Raw genomic sequence first — 17,521 nt, 5'->3', positions numbered from 1 at the left:
ACCAGCCGCAACACCCGAGGAGCCTCGTCCGTTACGGACCCGCGGCCCGCCACCAGCCAGGTTCACCCGTCAGGGGACCACCTGAAAAGGCCTCATTGGTGACGTCGGTCGGGCCCCACGCGACCACGGGGTGATGTGGTCGGAGTGCCAGCCGGGTTCGAGTTCGGCACCGCAACGGGTGCAGCGGCCATCTGCCGCGAGGTACAGGGCTACGCGTTCGGTTGAGCCGAATCGCCTGCGCGAAGGGTCATGCGAAGATACGGCCATCAGGTCCCCCACAGTCCTTGTCGGCCTCATACAGCGTAACCGGCTCTGAGGGGTGCTCTGTCACACGAACGGGTTTGCAACCCCCGGGAGTTCTGATCATTTTTTGTCGAGCGTGTGCAGAAGTGGGCTGACTGCATATCGACGCGCCCAACGACAGAAGTGCCACGTGTATGGATTTTGAACGCTCACCTACGCCGGCTCCGGTCGGCCACAGCGCCAAGTCCGTGCCTGAGCCTTGCCCGAGCTGTATGAGGAGAACTTGCAGTCAGCACCGAGAGAGCGTGTGAGAATCAACCTGCCTGAACCAGCGGGGGCCGCGGAACGTTCCCGCCGGGCTGCATACACGAGATCGGCAACAGTGCGGCGAGGCGAAGTCGCAAGCGTCACGTCGCGAACATCCTCACCTCCCCCCGCTGCACCTCGTGGGCGCATCGGTGACGGACACACCACGCGTACGAAACCGCGATCAGCCACCAAGAAGCGGAGGCGCCGGTGAACGACGAGATCCTTGCGTTGGTGGAAGACGTTGCGCGACGCGTGCAACGTGCCATCATCACCCTTGATTGTCCGGCGATCGTTGCCTTGGATGGCGAGCGGACGCTGCTCCTCTCCGATTACGACTACTTGCGAGACCGTGTGACAGCCCAGGCATTCGAGCGGCGCGCAGCCGAGGCAGCACGCAAGATCAACGCCAGCCGATGGGTGTTCGCCGTCCCCATGATCTGGTTCGAGTCCCCGGCGGGAATCTCTGCCCGCGCGGTATCGAACGATCCGCTGCACGAAGGCGAGCAAGAGAGCATCCTGTGGATCGCCTTCGACCAGGCGGACGGCATCGACTACGGACGCGTGCCCTACACCCGACGCCCCAACGGCGAACCGATCTTCGGCGACACCGAAATCGTCACGCTCAACGTGAGCCTCGACGACCAAGCCCCCGGCCGCACCCTGCTGTCGCAGTTCCTTGAAGGCGACGACCACCCGGCTGACTGACACCGCCGGCCAGTCTGCCCGCAACAGGGCCGGTTTCGGTCCCGCGCGACGAGCGGATCGAACGCTGCGCGAACATGACTCTCGCACGCTGCGAACAGTGATCCAGACATATGCAGGGAGCACGAGCATGGGGAGCACACGGGCGCTGCGCCACCGGTGGCGCAGCGCGGTGTGGTGGGCGGCCTGCGGATTCGCGCTGCTGATGTTGGGGATCACGGTCTGGAACGACACCGCGGGCACCTCCTTCCGGCCGGATCCCCCTGCGCCCGGCGCCGCGGAGTACGCCATCTACGCCCTGTTGGTCGTCGCGGCTCTGCTCTGCGTGCGAGCTGCTGTTCGCGGTGTCGTCCTGCGCCCCGCAGGTGTCGCCGTCGTCGGGTTCTTCCGCACCCGCCGCGTCGCCTGGCAGGACATCGCCGAGGTCGAACTAGCCCTGCGTGTCGGCGGATCCCACTCCGGCCGCTGGCGCATCGCGCTGCGCCTCCACGATGACACCGCGCGTTGGATACCGTCGTTTCTGCACGGCTCCATGAACCGCGGCAGTGAGGAAATCCCTCCGCCCGGCGACCGCACCCGCTACGGCGAGGTGTTCCACGAGGCGCCCGTCCACGCCCCCCGTGAACTCGCCCGTCTCCACCACGAACTGCGCCACGCCTGGCACACCCACCGGGCCCGACAATGATCGCCTGCCATGACACGGCCTGCCCCACACCCTGCGAGAACGGCCAGGTCGCGAGGCTGGGTTGAAGAATCGGAGCCGGGCGACGGAAGCCGTACGCGCTCCACGCGACTCGCGAACCACTGATCTCGGACCGGCGCCGCTCAGTCCCGGCCGGCGTGGTGCCGCTGTTCCTGTAGCGGGGGCACGTCCGCAACGGAACGGGGCGGTCAGAAGGGCCTTGTCGCACCCAGGAAATCGTTTCCGGGGTACAGAATCGGGCCCACGCGTATGGGGACGCCTGTCCGCGGGGCTTCGATCATCTGTCCGTTGCCGATGGCGAGCCCGACGTGGTGGACGTTGGTGGGAGTGCCGAAGAACACGAGGTCGCCGGGCAGGATGTCCGCACTGCTCGGGAGGCGGGTGGTGGCGTAGTACTGGTCTTGGGCGACGCGGGGCAGCGTGATGCCGGCGGAGGCGTAGGCGGCTTTGGTGAGTCCGGAGCAGTCGTATCCGCCTTCGCTGGGGCCGTCGCCTCCCCAGACGTAAGGCACGCCGAGTTGTCTGCGGGCGAAGGCGATTGCCTGGGTTGCGGCGTCGACGGTCGGTGGCGCGGTGTACTGGTCGGCCTGGGTGAGTACTTGGTTCACGTACCAGGTGGCGTGGTTGTAGCTGAAGAGCGCGCCGGGGATGTCTTTGCCGTCGCGTGCTCCTTCGGCGCAGAGTTTGCGGGCGGCGGCGGGGATGGCGTCTGCCGGGTTGTACGGCGATGGGGCGATGCCTGCCGCGCCGGCGGTGCCGGGTGGGTTGTAGTAGGCCCAGGTGTCGGCGATGAACTGCATCGGTCCCATGGCGCCGCTGCCGTTGGCGCCGGATTTCACGCCGGGGAGGCTGGATCGCCCGTGGTCGGTTTCGATTTTGCCGATGGCGGCGAGCACGGTCCACGGGAGTCCGGGGCAGGTCGCGGCGGCTTGTTGATAGAGGGTCAGGTAGTCAGCGGGGATGTCCGCGGTGGCTTGTGCGCTGGCGGCGACAGCGGCGGCGCCAGCGGGGTTCACGGCCTTTCCGAGGGCGTTGAACAGTGCTGCCGCGGCGGCGACGGCGAGGAGCAGTAGGACGAGGAACGTCGAGAAGACGGCGGCGATGATGCGAGCGATCATGCCCGCCTCACTTTAGCGCGCCGAATTGGGCGGGCGGCGGCGGCACCGGATCCGGCGGTGCGATGCGTGCGGTGTTCGCGTCGGGGCGTGACTTGCCTTGTGTGTCGGTTTTCTCGGGTGGCGTCGTGTGAGGTGCCGGGATGTGGGGCCAGGCTTCGGATAGGTCCGCCAGTGGCCGGCGTCCCAGGGAGCGCCGTGCCAGGGGAAGCCACGCGACTTGGGACGCGTCGGTGGCTTCGTCTATGACGGCCTGCTCGATGCTCGCAGTGGCGATGGGGACGAGGGCGGGGTCGGCGAGGTGCGGCACGAATTCGGCGAGGGCGCGGCGGACGGTGGCCTCGCGGGTGATGGTGGGCGTCCAGATGAGTACGGGTGTGGTGATGCCGGTAGAAATCGCGAGTCGGGCGTAGCCGAGGAGTTTGGTGCCGAGACGGTAGGCGGGGCGTTCGCTGCCGGTGTCGTGTTCGAGGAACCATTCGATCTCGGTTCCGTGCTCGCGCCAGCGGCCATAAGCGTCGGGCCGGACGGTGTCGCCGAAGTGCTCGGCGCACCGGGTTTCGGACCACCAGGCGGTCAGGCGTGCGGTGCTGTCGGGTTGGCGGCTGCGCTGGACCATGGGCGTGAAGAAGCTGTTGACGCCGAGGGTGTGGGCCAGGCGCAGTGAGTGGGCGACGCCCACGGTGTTATTGCGGTTGAACGCGACGCGTTTGGGGTCGAGGTCGTCTTCGTAGGCGAGGACGGTGGCGCCGGCGACGTCGAGGACGTAGTGCATCTGCGTCGTGCCCTTGGAGCGGCGCGGTTGGAACCGGTCGAGGATGCGCCACCGGTACAGGTCGAGCAGGCGCATGTTGGCGACCCGCGGTGTGTTCCAGGCGAGTTCGGTGATCTGGCGGGTGGTGAAGACGCGGTGCTCGTTGAGCATGCGGGTCAGCCAGCGGTCGCGTGGGGTGAGGCGTCGGGCGAGGTAGGCGAGGTGGTCGGCGCCGGTCGCGGCCGGGGTGGTCGGGCGCGCGGCGATCGGGCCGCGTAGGGCGTTCTGGGGCGCGTTCTTGGAGATCACGACGGTGATGCCTCCGGACAGACTCGGGGAGTATGACGTGGTGTCAGGTGGAGCGGCGCGGATCGACTCCGGGACGCCGCGGCTTGGCCGGGCTTGCCTGGCGCGGCTGCGCGTTCGCTCGGGCTGCGAGACGAATCTGCTTGGAGCGTCCGGGGATCGGCTCGGGGAGCTTGTCGGTGGTGCCGGTGAAGGCCGGGGCTTCCGCGCCGTGGAGGACCGGCCGGATCGCCACCTGGAACGCGCCGAGGTGGGACAGGTCGTGCTCGGTCAGGCGCGGCGCGGTGTGCCGGGCGAGCTGGCGGGCGTCCTCGGGTGAGGCGTTGAAGAAGATCTTGGTGCGGGCGTTGGCGCTGATGCCTTCGGCGAGGTCGCTCGGAAGTTGCCCGAGGTACTGGTGGGCGAGCGTCATCGACAGCCGGTAGCCCCGCGCTTCGGCGAGCATGTCTTCGAGCGGGTACGGCAAATTGAGGAAGTTGTGCGCCTCGTCGATGTACAGCGACGCGTCGCGTCGCTGGGACTGCGGGGTGCGGGCGCGGCGGGTGGCTGCCTGCCAGGTCCGGGCGACGACGATGGAGCCGACCAGCCGGGAGGTTTCGGTGCCCAGGGCGTCGCGGGCGATACGGACCAGGCAGATCCCGGCGTTGTCGAGGACCGCGTTCATGTCGACGGTCGACGCGCCGCCGGCGATCGCCGCGCGGACGAACGGGCGGAGCAGGAACCCACGGACCTTGTTCATCAGTGGGGCGGTCATCTGCGCTCGCGCGGGGTCGGAGAGGGCGTCGTACCAGGTCCAGAACCCGGCGAGGACGTCGTCGTGGATCTGGTCCAGGGCTTGCGCGCGGAAGGACGGGACGGCGAGGAGCTTGGGCAGGTCGGCCAAGGTCGGTGGGCCGGACAGGAGCGGCGGGCCGGACATGGCGCGCAAGGTGAGCAGTCCGGCGCGCAGGATGTCGTCGGTGCGCGGTCCCCAGGATGCGGCGTAGATGCGGGAGAAGATCCCGACGAGGTTGTCGACGGCGCGGGCGGCGTCGTCGCCTTCGAGGGGGTTGAGGATCGGTGGTTTGGCGCGGCTGTCCGCGTCGAAGAGCACCACACGCCGGCCGAGGCGTTCGGGAAGGCGCATCATCACGTCGGTGACCAAGTCGCCCTTGGGGTCGACCACGACCACACCGCGCCCAGCCTCGGCATCGTGGAGGATCATGCGCGCCATCAGTTCCGACTTGCCGGAGCCGGTGGCGCCGATGATGTGCACGTGGTGGCGGGCGTCCGCAACGCGCAGCCCAATCGGACGAGGATGCCCACTGTCGGTCGTGCCGACCGGCCGGATGTCTGCACCCGTGGCAAGGATGCCCGGCGGCGGGGGCACGGCGCGTGCGCCAGCGCGCTGAAGCCCGGGAATGGACTCGTCCCACGGCACGTGCGCGAGCACCGACAGTTCCGGAACGGACAGCAAATCGCCGCGGCCGAGACGTCGTTCGGCGAGCGCCGCGTACGGGTGGCGTAGGCGCGTGCGGCGGTAGTAGTTGTGATCGGTGTACGCGGCGAACGCTGCGGCCACCGCGTGAGCCCGGCCGCGCAGGCGGTTCCGGATCTTGGCCTGCAACTCCGTGTCCTGCATCGCGGGTTCGCTGATTTGGGTGGTGACCGCGTAGCGCACCCGGGTCTCGTACAGGGCGCCGCGGAGCTTGGCGACGATCACGCGGTCCTGCGCGGACTCCTCCAGCGAGGTCTGCCGGTCCGCCTTCGCCGCAGGCGTGCGGCGCTTGGCGGCGGACGCGCGCGATGTGCGCGGGGTGATCGCGTCCAGCAGCACACCCGCGGGGTTGGTTCGGCTGCCGGAGCGGGTCAGGCGGGCGCTGCGCCGTGCCTTCGTGACCCGCCAGCCGGTGACCGGCCGCGTGAGTATCTGAACGACGGTTTGCTCGGTCCGGCCGAGGTCGGTGGGGGCGCCGAGGAGAGCGCGCAGGGGGTCGTCGGGGTACTGGGTGCGGATGGGAAGGGCTTCGCTGCGGGCAAGCCGCACCTCACCGCCAAGTGTCTCGATGTGTCCGCCTGATAGCGCAGCCCAGGGTGCGGTGGCGGGGCGGGTTTCGGTTTGGGCGCCGGGCCAGGCGGCCTGCACGGCGTGCTCGACCATGTGCTGCGGCACGGTGCCGGGCACCCAGATCTGGATGCGGATGCCGTCCCGGGTGAAGACGTACTCCCAGACCAGGTGCGGCTGACCGAAGAGCCGACGTTTCCACGGCGGATGCAGCAGCCCGATCAGATTCGCCCACAGCGCGGCGCCGCCATCGCTGGACGCGGTCGGGGGCGCCAGCACGGTGATCACGCGCGCGTCCGCGACGAGCCGGGCGTGGCAGCGGTTGCGCCACCACCGGTAGACCCAGAACGCGAGCAGCCCGAGGGCCACCGCGAGGGGACCGATGACCGGTCCCCAAGCGAGCGCCCGCTGTGCGAACGCGTCGACCGCGCCCGCGGGGTCGCGGATGAACGAGCGCAGCGGCGCCTCGGAAGCTGTGAACACTGGCCTGCTGACAAGAAGTTGAATCACGGGAAGCGTCCCTTCGGGTGTGCCGAAGATCGGCAGATGCCCGTCACCGCTTACGCGGCGCAGGTTTCGTCTCCGCTGCCGGCCGGGCGGCTTGGGCGCAGCGTTGTGACGTTGCTCGGCCGCGGCGCCCTTCGGCGGCGCTGGCTGCTGCGCTCCGCGTCGACTTCGGCCTGCCAAGACCGGAAGGTGCGTCCGCGGAGCCGCTTGAGGTAGTGCGAGATGCGGTTGGCCGGGATGCCGACGAGCCGCGGGCCGAGTACGGCGAGCAGGTCGCTGGCGTCCTGCGAGTGCCAGCCGGCGGCTTCGATCGACTCGGTGTCGGGGAAGACGTCCGCGACGCGGTCGCGGGCGGGAAGTGGAGTTCGCACGGGTTCCCTGGCGGGGTTGTACGGGGTGAGTGTGCATCTCAGCAGGTAGGGGACGGTGCTTCGAGTCTTCTGGATCATTGTTGGATTCCTGGGACTACTGGCAGATTCTGCGAGTGATCGCGGTAATCTGCTGATCCATGGGGGATTTCAGAAGTCGAGGGTTGTCCTTGATCGTGTCGCAGGGGACGGACGACGCGGTTCGTGAGGACGCTCAGGCGGCGGAGAACGGGCTGGCCGACGTCGCGGTGTTGCATCGGCGGGCCGCGGCGCGGATGGACGGGCAGGACGAATCTGCCTTCTTCCAGGAGACGTTGGCCGAGTACCTGTGGGCCCGGGACGTCGCAGGTCTGGCGGCGTCGACGCTGAACGGCCTCGCCAAGCCGGTCGTGGAGCTGTGTTCGTTCTACGACTTGGCGCCGTGGCATCTGACCCCGCGTCACCTGGACCGGTACTTCGCGGGCGTCGGCAAGCGGGCGCCGTCGACGAACCGGCAGAAGCTGAACAAGATCGACAGCTACTTCGCGTTCCTCGAGCAGCGATACGCCGGTGAGATCGCCCGGCGGTTCGGGGCGATCGTCGAGTCGCCGATCGACCCGTTCAACCGGCCGCACCACCGCGGCGACTTCGGCCTGCGGCTGCCGCCGTCCAAGCGTGCGATGACCGAGTTCTTCGCCAGTTGGCGGGCGAGCCTGCCCAGCGCCCGCAAGTTCCCGGTCGCCGTCCGGGACTACGTGATGGCGAAGTTGACCTACATATCCGGCGTGCGCGCGACGGAGTTGTGCGGCGTCAGACTCGGCGACGTCCACTGGGAACTCGGCCAGTGGGGACGCTTCCTCGTCCAGGGCAAGGGCGCCCGGGGATCGGGTCCGCGCGAGCGCCAGGCCTACCTGTTCCAGGAAGGACGCGAACTCCTGTGGTGGTACATCGAGGAGGTCCGCGGCGACTTCCGGGACGATCCCTCCGATCCGTGCGCACCGATGTTCCCCTCGGAGCGGTTGCCGAAGGCGATCGCCGCGCTGAACGTCGGGGTGGCACCCGCGGTCGGCCCCAACGCCTTTCGCACATCGTTGAAGGCCGCCGCGACGCTGCACCTGCCCGGGCCGGTGACGAACCTGTTCCCGCACCTGCTGCGGCATGCCTGCGCGACGCACCTCTACGAAGGCGGGATGGCTTTGTGGGACGTTCAGAAGGTGCTCGGCCACGAATGGGCCAGCACCACGGTCGGGTACCTTTCCTCGGTCCAGGCCGACCCCGAGAAGGCCAGTCTGGAAGCGTCGCGCCGGGCGGTTCGGCGTCTGAGCATGGAGGTCTGAAGCGGTGAAGTGGAACTTGAGGATGGTCGCCGCCCAGCGTGACATCTGGCGGCCGACGCAACTGCTCGCCGCCTTCGAACAGGTCGGGTTCACCCCCTCGTTGAGCAAGGTCGCGGCGTTGTGGAGCGGCCAGCCGGTCACCGTCCGCTTGGAGGACCTCGACAAGATCTGCGCGGCCTTGGACTGCACGGTCGCGGACCTCATGCAGGCCGAGCCGCAGGCACACCTCGCCGCCCGGGCCGAGGGCGAGCGACGGGTCGTGGGCGCCGAGGGCGCGGTCCGTCCGGTCCCCGGCCGCGGCAGCGGCCGGGGACCGCGCGGCCTGCCGCCGAACTGAGCCCGAGACAGGGCGAGATGGGCAACGCCAGGCAGGTCCGCGTCGACTCGTGCGCCGACTGCGGAAGCTGGGGCGAGAGCCGGGCCAACGGTCTCTGCCCGCCCTGCGGACAGTGGAACCACGGTCGCCGGAACCGGACGACGGGCCACTGCCGGCGGTGCGGCTATGAGACCCGGGTGGACGGCGACCGGCTCTGCCGACCGTGCTCGGTGGAGATCCGCACCGGCGACGAGGAATTCGGGCCGATGCTGCGGGGACTGAGGCCGCTGGCCGTCCGACCGCTGCAGTTGGCCCTCACCTTGGAAGGCGTCGCACGGGCCCGATCGGTTCGCCAGGGCTCGGGGCAGCCCCTGCGGCCGCGCGAACGTCGGCGGATGCGGGACCGTGATCCGGCACCAGCAGACGACCCCGAGGTCTGCACTCCGCAGATTTTCGGGCAGTTGGCGTGCTTCCGCGCTCCGGCACGAACGCTGACGTTCGCCCACGCTCAGCGGATCCGCGACCGGGTGATTCCGGAGATGGCGGTGGTCGAAGCGGCGATAGAGCGGCGCGTCACGCACCGCGGGATGAGCCGGGCATGGCACCAGATGGCGGTCCACACGGCCCGGCTTGCCCTGGCGACCCGCGAGGCGGATCAGGTCCTGGTCGAGGACCGCGACCTCACGTATTTGCCGGAGCTTCGCGGGCCGATCGCCGAGATACTCGGGGAAGTCGGTCTGCTGCGGCGCCGACTCGGTCGAGATCGGCCCACGAAGAACCAGCATCTGCCGAAGGTCAGCTGCGGGCAGTGCCTGACCTGGTGGGGCAACAGCAGGCCCGTCTGCAACGCGTGCTCGAGGTGGGCCCGCGGGCGGACGGAAGGCACATGCGACCGATGCCGGCGGACGACGCTGCCGCTGGACGAGGGGAAGTGCCGGCTCTGCCTGCTGACCCTGCTCGAGCACAGCCTCACCGGCGGGCCCTCCGTCGACCAACTGGCCTTGGGAAGCCCGGACTTCCCCGGGCTGACCTCGCGCGGCACCGGCCGCGACGTCGACGACGTCCGGCGACGCAACGTCCGGCTCGCCCGACAGGCCGCGCGCGTGGTCTCCGCCCACACGATCGACCCCGCGCAGCTCGTCTTGTTCCCGACACCTAACAGGGACTGGCGCGCCATCGCGGCCCCCGAACTGCTCGAGCTCGACCCCAAAGCGCGGCAGCTCGTCGCCGAGTTTGATCGGATTTCCCGCGAACAGCGCTGGAACAGCCAGACACGGAAGGCCAACCTGCGGTCGTTGCGGATCCTCGTGGGCTGGCTCGGCGCCGACGCCCCGATCCTCGCCCGCGACGTCGCGGAGGTCGGACGGCTGAGCGCGCATCACTCGGGCCTGCGGGTCTCCTGGTTCCTGCGCGACCGGCAGCTGCTGATCCCCGCCCCCGATGCCGACATCGACGAGGTCGCGCTCGAACGAATGGCCCGGGAAGTGCCGGACAAGTTCCGCCCCGAATTCGATGCCTGGGTTGCAGTCCTGCGAGGCGACGGCCGATGGCCCTCTCCGACGAAGACCTGGCGCGCCATCCGCAACTACGCGAGCCACGTCGTCTGGTTGCTCGACGGTTGGTCCGAACAGGTCGAATCCCTGCGGGAGATCACCACCGAGGACATCGAGAAGGCCATCGCGACGCGCGGCCTCGGGACTTCCACGATCCACGTCGCCGCTCGTTCGTTCTTCCGCGCGCTGCGGCGGGAACGGCTGATCTTCCACGACCCGGCCCGCAGCATCCGACGGACCTCGTCCGTGAGCATCCCGCGACCGATCCCCTCGGATCGGCTCAAGGGCATCCTCGACCGGGCACCCTCGGTGAAGGACAAGGTCGCCCTCCTGCTCATGGCGGTCTACGGCGTCGGCCCCAAAGCGATCTGCAACCTCCAGACGCGCGATGTCGATCGGGCCGCAGGGCGAATCACCCTTCGAAGGAACGGAGTTCCCCGCACACTTCACCTCGACGAGTTCGCCTTGGACCTGATCGGCCAGTGGTTCCGCGAGCGTCACCAACGCTGGCCGATGAGCACCAACCCGCATCTGCTCGTCACGGCCGCGACCGCCATGCACGCCGACCATCCGCCCATGACCTACGTCGCCTTCCGGCGCCTCTTCAAGGCGATCGGCCTGAACGCCAGCCAATTGCGGCGCGACCGGATCCTGGACGAAGCAGTCCACTCCGCCGACCCCGTCCACCTCATGCGGGTCTTCGGCATCGGCTCCGAAACCGCACTGCAGTACGTCAGAGCCGCCCATCCCGAACGCTTCGCCATCGATCCGACCCAGGCGTGACCCCCACTCTCCGAAAACCTGCGAACCCGATAGCCTCCACCACCGAACAGCCCAATCCACACTCGGGTTCCGAGCAAAACCCCACCCAGATTCTGCGAACCCGTCGCATTGGTCGACGAGGTGGTCTTCGGTGCCGCCGAGGCTGTAGACCCATTTGAAGTTCGGCGGCGGGGCCGGCTCGACCAGGACTGGTGGAGTGACGGTATTCAGTCCGTGCGGTATTCGAGTGGGGTTGGGTGTAGTTCGTCCTCACCCGACTCGAATCCGCCGAGATCGACGAACCCCTCGCGCAGTTCGGCCTCATCCCCGACCTGGAGTGACCCCGAGCCTGGAGCACGCCCTCCCGGAGGACGCGCGGACGGTCAGCCTCGCGAGGTCCTGCAACGCGGCGAGGTGCCGGGCCGGGTGTCGCGGGCCCGGCACGATCCGGAAGAAGGATGGCCTACTGGATTGCTGCCCGATTGGCGGCCAGGAACGTGCCGAAACCGCGTGGCGCGCGGCCGGTCAGGTCCTCGACGGTCGAGGTCGTCGCCGCCAGGTTGCCGGTGCCGACCTCGGCCCACAGGAACGCGATGTCGTCGGCGAACCCGTGCGGGACGCCCTGCCCTTTGAGCCGTGCCGCCATCTCGTCCGGCCCCAGGCCGACGATGTCGACCGGTTTGCCGATGGTGTCGGCCAGGTGCTTGGCGACCTCGGCCATCGTCAGCGCCTCGGGGCCGGTGAGCACGAACGTCTCGCCCGCGCCGCGCGACTGCGTCAACAGGACGGCGGCGCACGCCGCGATGTCGGCGCAGTCGACATAGGAGACCGGCGCGTCGGTGGCCGGTGCGATGAGGCTGCCGTCGGTGCTGAAGGTGCCCGCGCCGGTGAAGAAGTTCTGCATGAAGCCGCTCGGATGCAGCAACGACCAGGCGACGTCGGCCGGTTCGCAGGCCGTCTTCAGGTGTTGCTCGATCTCCCAGTGCGCGCCCTGGGCGAGCCGGCCGCCGGGTTGGGCATGCCAGACCGACACTTTGACGATCTTCCGTACGCCGGCCCGGATCGCGGCGTCTATCACCGTCTTCTGCTGGGCGACCATCGGCTGCGGTATCCCGTCCGGCACGGGCGTCGCGCCCGCGCCGTTGAGCAGCAGCCGGTCGGCGCCCGCCAAGGCGGCGGCGATCGAGTCGGGGTCGTCGAAGTCGCCGACCGCGTAGCGGCAGCCGAGGGCCCGCCCCTTGTCGGCGTCGCGCACCAGGGCCGTGAAAGGCGCCCCCAATTTGGTGAGTTGGCGGACGAGATGGGAGCCGATGGAACCGGTGGCGCCGGTGACCAGGATCATGCGCAGCCTCGTTCGGTTAAAGTGAGTGGTCCTCCGAATAATAAGTCGAGGACTCCTCACTTTGGCAAGGGGCACGTGAAGATGACCGAAACCGGCGGCCGCGCGGGCCGACCGCGCGCCGACGCGCTGCGCAACCGCGAACTCGTCCTCGCGGCCGCCGACAGGGCGTTCCTCGAACAGGGCACCGGCGCGTCGCTCGAAGGCGTCGCACGCGGAGCCGGCGTGGCCATCGGCACGCTGTATCGGCACTTCCCCAACCGGCGCGCGCTGGCCGCCGGCCTGCTGCGCGAACGCCACGCGGCGCTGTTCGAGTACGGCGACGACCTCGCAGACGGCAAGCCTGCGTTGGAGGCCCTGGCCGCCTGGATGCGCGCCGTCGCAGCACACGCGGCGCTCTACCGCGGCCTGGCCGCCCTGCTCATGGAAAGCCTCGACGACGAGGCCTCCGAACTCCACGAGGCCTGCGCCCGGATGGCCGCGACCACCAATAACCTGCTCGCCGCTGCCGCCGCGCAGGGCGAGGTCCGCACCGACGTCACGGCCGCCGACGTCCACGCGCTGATGAACGCGGCGGCGTGGATGCGCGAACAGGTTCCGGCCGAACAGGCCGACCATCTCGACGAGTTGCTCGTCAACGGTCTGCGCAGGTGAAACCCTCGATCCCGCGGCGCGTCCTCGCACTGCTGGACTTCGTCCACGTCGCCGAACACGTTTCGATGGCCACCCACGCGTTCCACGCACCCGGCAGCTGCGCGGCCGAAGCCTGGGCCGCCCACCACATCACCGCCTGATCGGAACCTTCATTCCAGAGGATCCGCACCCAGTGGGGTTTGGGCTTGGAGGAACTCGCTCCACGAGGTTTGTGCGTAGTCGGCCCATCGGGTCGCGGTGTTGATGTGGATGCCGAGGAGGTCGCGGAGCACGCTGGTGGGCAGTTCGCTGACGAGCCTGAGCATGGCGGTGTGGCGTGCCTCTGATGTGGCGAGGCCGTGCTCTTTGAGCAGGCGGCGGATGCCTGCTTCTGAGCGAGGCTGGTGTGGTGATCTGCCCGGGAAGAGGAATCTGCAGCCGCCGTCGGCCGGTTGGTCGAGCATGCCGACGCGGCGAGGGTTCTTGATCTGTTCCTCGATAAGTTCGGCCAGCCGTGGTGGCAGGAGGACAGGGCTCTGGTCGAGAACGAGATGGGACCCCTGCGGATCGGCGTGGAATCGGTCGGTGGTGAGTTCGACCAGGCGCCAGATCGGCTGGCCGTAGAGGCATGTCAGCGCGCCGACGATGCGGACTTCGAGCGGCAGCGAACGATCGTGGAGACAGCGGCGGAGCTGGTCGGTCAACTCCTGATCCGTGATGAACGCCGGTGTCATGTTGGAAACTTGACGGGCGATCGACAGTTCGCCGGTGATTCTCCGAGCGTGGGTCCATCTGAGGAACCGCTTAAGTGCCGCTTTCCGAGCCGAACTGCCGCTGGTCCAGGCGTCGACGTGGTCCTGACGAACGTCGGCCAGCGGTATGCCGTGTTCGTCGAGCCAGGAGAGGAAGTTGCCGGCCGCGCGGATCCGTTCACGGGCGCCTTTGGCCTGGTTGCCGGTGAAGCGCTTCTCGGCGTCGCGGCGGGCGGTGCGGATGACGTCCCACTCGGTGAAGGACCGGACCACCGCGGCCTGGTGCGGAGGTAGGGCGTCGAGGTGCCGGCGTGCCCAGACGCTGAGTTGCCCGAGCGGCTCGTTGCGTGCGGGCAGGACTCCGGTGAGGACGAGCATGCCGCGAAGGAGGGCGACGTCTTGCCCCTGGGGCAGTTCGTCGAGGGCCGCATGGCTGATTTCGGTTCGTTGCTCGACCAGGGACGCGAGGATGCGCGCGCCGGAGCTGCCGAGCCAGGCATGCACCGAGTCCGGGTGTTCCGCCGTGCGAAGGGCCGCGGCGACCGGAGCCAGGTGCGGCGCGATGCCTTGGCCGGCGACGGGGCTGAGGAGGTCCTCGACGTTGTCGGTGACGATGCAGCGAAGGCACGTCCCGTCGGCGTAGATGTCGCCGGGGAATCCGCAGCGTTTGCACGAGAAGTCGACGGCGACGCCGGAGCAGGGCCCACAGATGTCGGTGCCGTCGGGCGCGCGTCCGACCAGGACCCGGGTTGTCCCGCAGGCGGTGCAGGGGGCCGGATGGCTGCGTCGTCGCAGGTAGCAGGCGGGGCAGACCGGCCCGATCGGCCAGCGGGCCTGGATCACCTGGTCGGGTCTGCCGCAGTCCCCGCAGGTTCCGCGCGGCCGGGGCCGGCAGGACTGGCAGATCAGGTCGCCGCGGCGGAACCGCGTCACGGGGCGGACACGTCCGCAACGGGAGCATTCGCCGGTCGGGTTGCGGTAGCAGCGCTTGCAGATGGCCGGCTGGTCATCGGTTGCCTTGCGGACCAGTTGGCCGAGTTCCCTGCAGACGCCGCAGAGCCGGTCGGGCCTGGTGTAGCAGCGGGTGCAGATCGCGCCGTCGGCGCTCCTCGCGCCCACGGGGGCCACGGTTCCGCAGCGGATGCAGGTCTTCTTGGGCCGGTCGTGACATGCCTGGCAAGCGGCCCGGCCGTCGGGCAGTCGCTGGTAGGGGAGCTGGTGGCGGCCGCACCGCGCGCATTCCTCCCGGCGACTCGGATCCGCGCGGTAGCAGCTCCGGCAGATCCGGCCCTCGTCCGTGGTGGTGGCGATGTAGCCGTCCCGGCCGCAGCGCACGCACGGCAACTTGTCCCCGCGGGTGATGCACCAACCGCAGGCCAGGCGCCCGTCCGCCGTGCGGCGCCGCAGCGGCCGAGCGGTGCGGCTGCAGATCGCGCAGGCGATCGAGCCGACCCGACGGCCGTGACCGGCCGCGGTCAGAGCGTCCAGCAGCCGGGGCAGCACGGCCGGGCCGGTGGCCGACGGCGCGGTCAATCCGTCGGGGTGGCGAGCGAGGTAGTCGAACAGCGAGTAGAGGGGCGCCGGTTCCCACGCGCGCGCCTGGTGCAGCACCGCTTCGACCTCCGCCTGGGACGCGTCGGCCCCGAGTACCTCGCGCAGCCGGTCGGCGACGACGGCGCGGGCCGCCGCGAGCCCGGGGTCGCGGCGCCTCATCCGCTGGTCCCGGGTCTGCGGATCCGGCTCCGCGGGGCGTCCACCGCCGCGGCCGGGCCGGCGTCGCCGCCGGCCGTCTTGCGGACCTGGGCGTTGACGACCGTGACCTCGATGAGGTCGTTCGGCGTGCACCCCAGGATGTCGCAGAGCGCGACGAGGGTGTCCATGCTCAGCCGCTGCGGAGGCTGGGTCACCATCCGGTAGACCTGCTCGCGGGACAAGTTGACCCCCCGCTCGGCCAGCAGCGGGACCAGGTCGGAGGTGGCGAACATGTCCCGGGAGGCCATCAGCAGCCGCAGGTTCCACTGGTAGCCCATTTTCTTGTTCATGCTCCAGCCTCCCAGTCCGCACCGAGCTGCCTGCGCATCGCCGCCTCCATGAGCTGGTTCCGGAACTCGTTCGACATGCTCGTGTAGATGGCCGTGGTGGAGGCGTGGGAATGGCCCATCTGCTCTTGGACGAAGCGGGCGGGGTAGCCGAACTCGGCCAGGTGCGTCGCGAACGAGTGGCGCAGGCAGTGCAAATCGAGGGCCGGGTCCAGGCCCGCCGCCTCGCGCGCGGCCGCGAACGCCTCGTTGATCGAACGCGGCTTGATCCGCCCCGCGCGCTCCGTCATCCACAGCGCCGGGTGCCGACCCGGCGCGAACTGCGGTCTCACCTCGGTGATCCAGTGCTCGAGCACGTCACACAGCCAGTCCATCTCCGGGACCAGCAGCACCGTCCGCCGCTTGGGGGCGGTGCCCTTCGAGGACTTCCCGAAGCGCACCATGAGGCTGCCGAAGCGGCCCAGTTGCGGCATCTTGGCGTTCCTCCGAAGGTCCACCAGGTCCAGCAAGGAGGTCTCCGTGCGCCGCAGGCCGTAGGCGTACACGGTCTTGAGGATCGCCGCGTCGCGGACCGCGGCCAACGCCCCTTTGCGGCCCCGGCTCCGGATTTGCGACGGACGCGCGTCGGCCGCGTCGAACAGCGCCTGGACCTCGTCATACGTCAGCGGCCGCCGACTCGGCTCTCCCTCGTAGTCGAGCTTGTGGACGACCGAGTTGCCCTCGTGGAAGACCTCCTGCGGGACCGCGCCGAACCGCCCCCGACACACCTCCAGCCAGCCATAGCGGGAATCGCGCAGGTACTCGGTGAACAGGCTGATACAGATTTCGTAGCCACGTGCTGTGCTCACCGCGATCGGCGAAGCCCCACTTCGCAGATGGGCGATGAACTCCTCGCCCTCCACCGGGGTCCACTGCCACGGGTACTGGTCGGAGAACTCCCCGAACCGCCGGATCATCCGAGCACGCCCGGAAATCGTCGCGAACTGCAGGAAACGGGCCGACTGCTGCCGGGACCACCCGTCCACCATCGCGCTGAACACCGCCGCTTCCGCGTCGAGGTGCACGACGTTCGCGGCCAGAACCAGATGTGCCGCGCCAGGCGGCTGACTCCCCACATGAACGTTGTATCAGACACAACAATGTTGAGTCTGAGTCACCCCTCATGTTCACGCCCGTAGTTCGCGTACTCTGCGGTACCTGGAGCCGCCCTCCGACCTGCACGTCCGGTGGCTGCGGATGCTGGCGGTATGTTGCATCGACTGCAATATCGCCCGGTTGGCGCGGAACCGGCGGACTTCCTTGGTGTACGCGTAGAAGTTCACCGACGGCCGCGTCCGGATCACGTCGAGCCAGGCGCGCAGGTACCGGTCGGAGAAGAAGTCTCCGCTGTCGTGGATGCGCACCCACGCGCCGCGGAACCGGGCCGCCCCCAGTTAGGCGGTCATGGCCTGTTGCCAGCCGGGCAGGTCGTCGAGGACGAACCGCAGGTTGGCCTGGTGGCGGGCCCGGACCACCGGCCACGTGTAGGTGCCGTGGCGGGCGTAGCAGACGTGGCGGCAGACGCCTGCGGACGGGCAGGTGTTGTAGGTGCGGCTGTCGGGGGCGGGGAAGCGTCCTGCCCACGCGGGAAGCGTCCAGTTCCACACTCCGATCGCGCGCAGCTCCCGGTTCTGCCGCAGCAGCCGCGCAGGCCGCGGCGCAGTGCCGGCGGCGGGGTCAGGCTGAACCATCATTTCCCCTTCGTCTCGGTCGGCGTTCGC

At 69.4% G+C, this 17,521-nt stretch carries 14 protein-coding genes and 3 pseudogenes; 7 read left to right on the top strand and 10 right to left on the bottom strand.

The features are described 5' to 3' along the window. The first annotated feature begins 759 nt into the window (after positions 1-759). The gene (locus tag ACWD12_RS24410) at positions 760-1,257 is read left to right on the top strand and encodes a hypothetical protein (protein WP_450101317.1); all 498 of its coding nucleotides are present in this window, start codon (positions 760-762) and stop codon (positions 1,255-1,257) included. Between the two features lie 127 nt (positions 1,258-1,384). Next, entirely contained in the window at positions 1,385-1,939 is a 555-nt protein-coding gene (locus ACWD12_RS24405) for a PH domain-containing protein (RefSeq protein ID WP_450101316.1), read from the top strand. Between the two features lie 206 nt (positions 1,940-2,145). Here the strand turns inward: ACWD12_RS24405 and ACWD12_RS24400 are convergent, their stop codons facing one another. The 4 genes and pseudogenes from ACWD12_RS24400 to ACWD12_RS24385 form a co-directional block, all read right to left on the bottom strand. Further along, positions 2,146-3,075 (bottom strand): NlpC/P60 family protein, encoded by a 930-nt coding sequence (locus ACWD12_RS24400; protein ID WP_450101315.1) that lies wholly within the window; start codon positions 3,073-3,075, stop codon positions 2,146-2,148. Positions 3,076-3,082: 7 nt separating this feature from the next. Further along, positions 3,083-4,135 (bottom strand): replication-relaxation family protein, encoded by a 1,053-nt coding sequence (locus ACWD12_RS24395; protein ID WP_450101314.1) that lies wholly within the window; start codon positions 4,133-4,135, stop codon positions 3,083-3,085. Positions 4,136-4,178: 43 nt separating this feature from the next. Beyond that, a complete protein-coding gene (locus ACWD12_RS24390) occupies positions 4,179-6,659 on the bottom strand; it encodes a type IV secretory system conjugative DNA transfer family protein (RefSeq protein WP_450101313.1) in 2,481 nt (826 codons plus the stop codon). Positions 6,660-6,736: 77 nt separating this feature from the next. Next, a pseudogene (locus ACWD12_RS24385) lies at positions 6,737-7,033 on the bottom strand (GP88 family protein); the annotation flags it as partial. A gap of 194 nt (positions 7,034-7,227) precedes the next feature. Between ACWD12_RS24385 and ACWD12_RS24380 the strand changes: the two are divergent. The 3 genes from ACWD12_RS24380 (at position 7,228) to ACWD12_RS24370 (ending at position 11,019) form a co-directional block, all read left to right on the top strand. Next, entirely contained in the window at positions 7,228-8,367 is a 1,140-nt protein-coding gene (locus ACWD12_RS24380) for a tyrosine-type recombinase/integrase (RefSeq protein WP_450101312.1), read from the top strand. A gap of 4 nt (positions 8,368-8,371) precedes the next feature. Continuing rightward, complete coding sequence (locus ACWD12_RS24375) at positions 8,372-8,704, top strand: helix-turn-helix domain-containing protein (RefSeq protein WP_450101311.1); 333 nt, start codon at positions 8,372-8,374, stop codon at positions 8,702-8,704. Positions 8,705-9,078: 374 nt separating this feature from the next. Then, entirely contained in the window at positions 9,079-11,019 is a 1,941-nt protein-coding gene (locus tag ACWD12_RS24370; protein ID WP_450101310.1) for a site-specific integrase, read from the top strand. Between the two features lie 111 nt (positions 11,020-11,130). Here the strand turns inward: ACWD12_RS24370 and ACWD12_RS24365 are convergent. Further along, positions 11,131-11,205: pseudogene (locus tag ACWD12_RS24365) on the bottom strand (GP88 family protein); the annotation flags it as partial. Between the two features lie 256 nt (positions 11,206-11,461). Beyond that, positions 11,462-12,340, bottom strand: a complete 879-nt coding sequence (locus ACWD12_RS24360; protein ID WP_450101309.1) for an NmrA family NAD(P)-binding protein — start codon at positions 12,338-12,340, stop codon at positions 11,462-11,464. 81 nt (positions 12,341-12,421) lie between these two features. Here ACWD12_RS24360 and ACWD12_RS24355 point away from each other — a divergent pair, with 81 nt between their 5' ends. Next, positions 12,422-12,991, top strand: a complete 570-nt coding sequence (locus ACWD12_RS24355; protein ID WP_450101308.1) for a TetR/AcrR family transcriptional regulator — start codon at positions 12,422-12,424, stop codon at positions 12,989-12,991. Further along, the gene (locus tag ACWD12_RS24350; RefSeq protein WP_450101307.1) at positions 12,988-13,131 is read left to right on the top strand and encodes a hypothetical protein; all 144 of its coding nucleotides are present in this window, start codon (positions 12,988-12,990) and stop codon (positions 13,129-13,131) included. Before ACWD12_RS24355 ends, ACWD12_RS24350 begins: the two co-directional genes overlap by 4 nt. Positions 13,132-13,140: 9 nt before the next feature. Here the strand turns inward: ACWD12_RS24350 and ACWD12_RS24345 are convergent, their stop codons facing one another. The 4 genes and pseudogenes from ACWD12_RS24345 to ACWD12_RS24330 form a co-directional block, all read right to left on the bottom strand. After that, entirely contained in the window at positions 13,141-15,435 is a 2,295-nt protein-coding gene (locus ACWD12_RS24345; protein WP_450101306.1) for an XRE family transcriptional regulator, read from the bottom strand. Further along, the gene (locus tag ACWD12_RS24340) at positions 15,432-15,764 is read right to left on the bottom strand and encodes a helix-turn-helix domain-containing protein (RefSeq protein ID WP_450101305.1); all 333 of its coding nucleotides are present in this window, start codon (positions 15,762-15,764) and stop codon (positions 15,432-15,434) included. Before ACWD12_RS24340 ends, ACWD12_RS24345 begins: the two co-directional genes overlap by 4 nt. Further along, entirely contained in the window at positions 15,761-16,789 is a 1,029-nt protein-coding gene (locus ACWD12_RS24335) for a tyrosine-type recombinase/integrase (protein ID WP_450101329.1), read from the bottom strand. Before ACWD12_RS24335 ends, ACWD12_RS24340 begins: the two co-directional genes overlap by 4 nt. Positions 16,790-16,963: 174 nt before the next feature. Next, positions 16,964-17,494, bottom strand: a pseudogene (locus tag ACWD12_RS24330) (GP88 family protein); the annotation flags it as partial. Between the last annotated feature and the right edge of the window lie 27 nt (positions 17,495-17,521).

Source organism: Streptodolium elevatio (assembly GCF_053592165.1).
The sequence above is the reverse complement of the archived record's forward strand: the minus strand, read 5'-3'. Positions and strand labels throughout refer to the sequence as shown.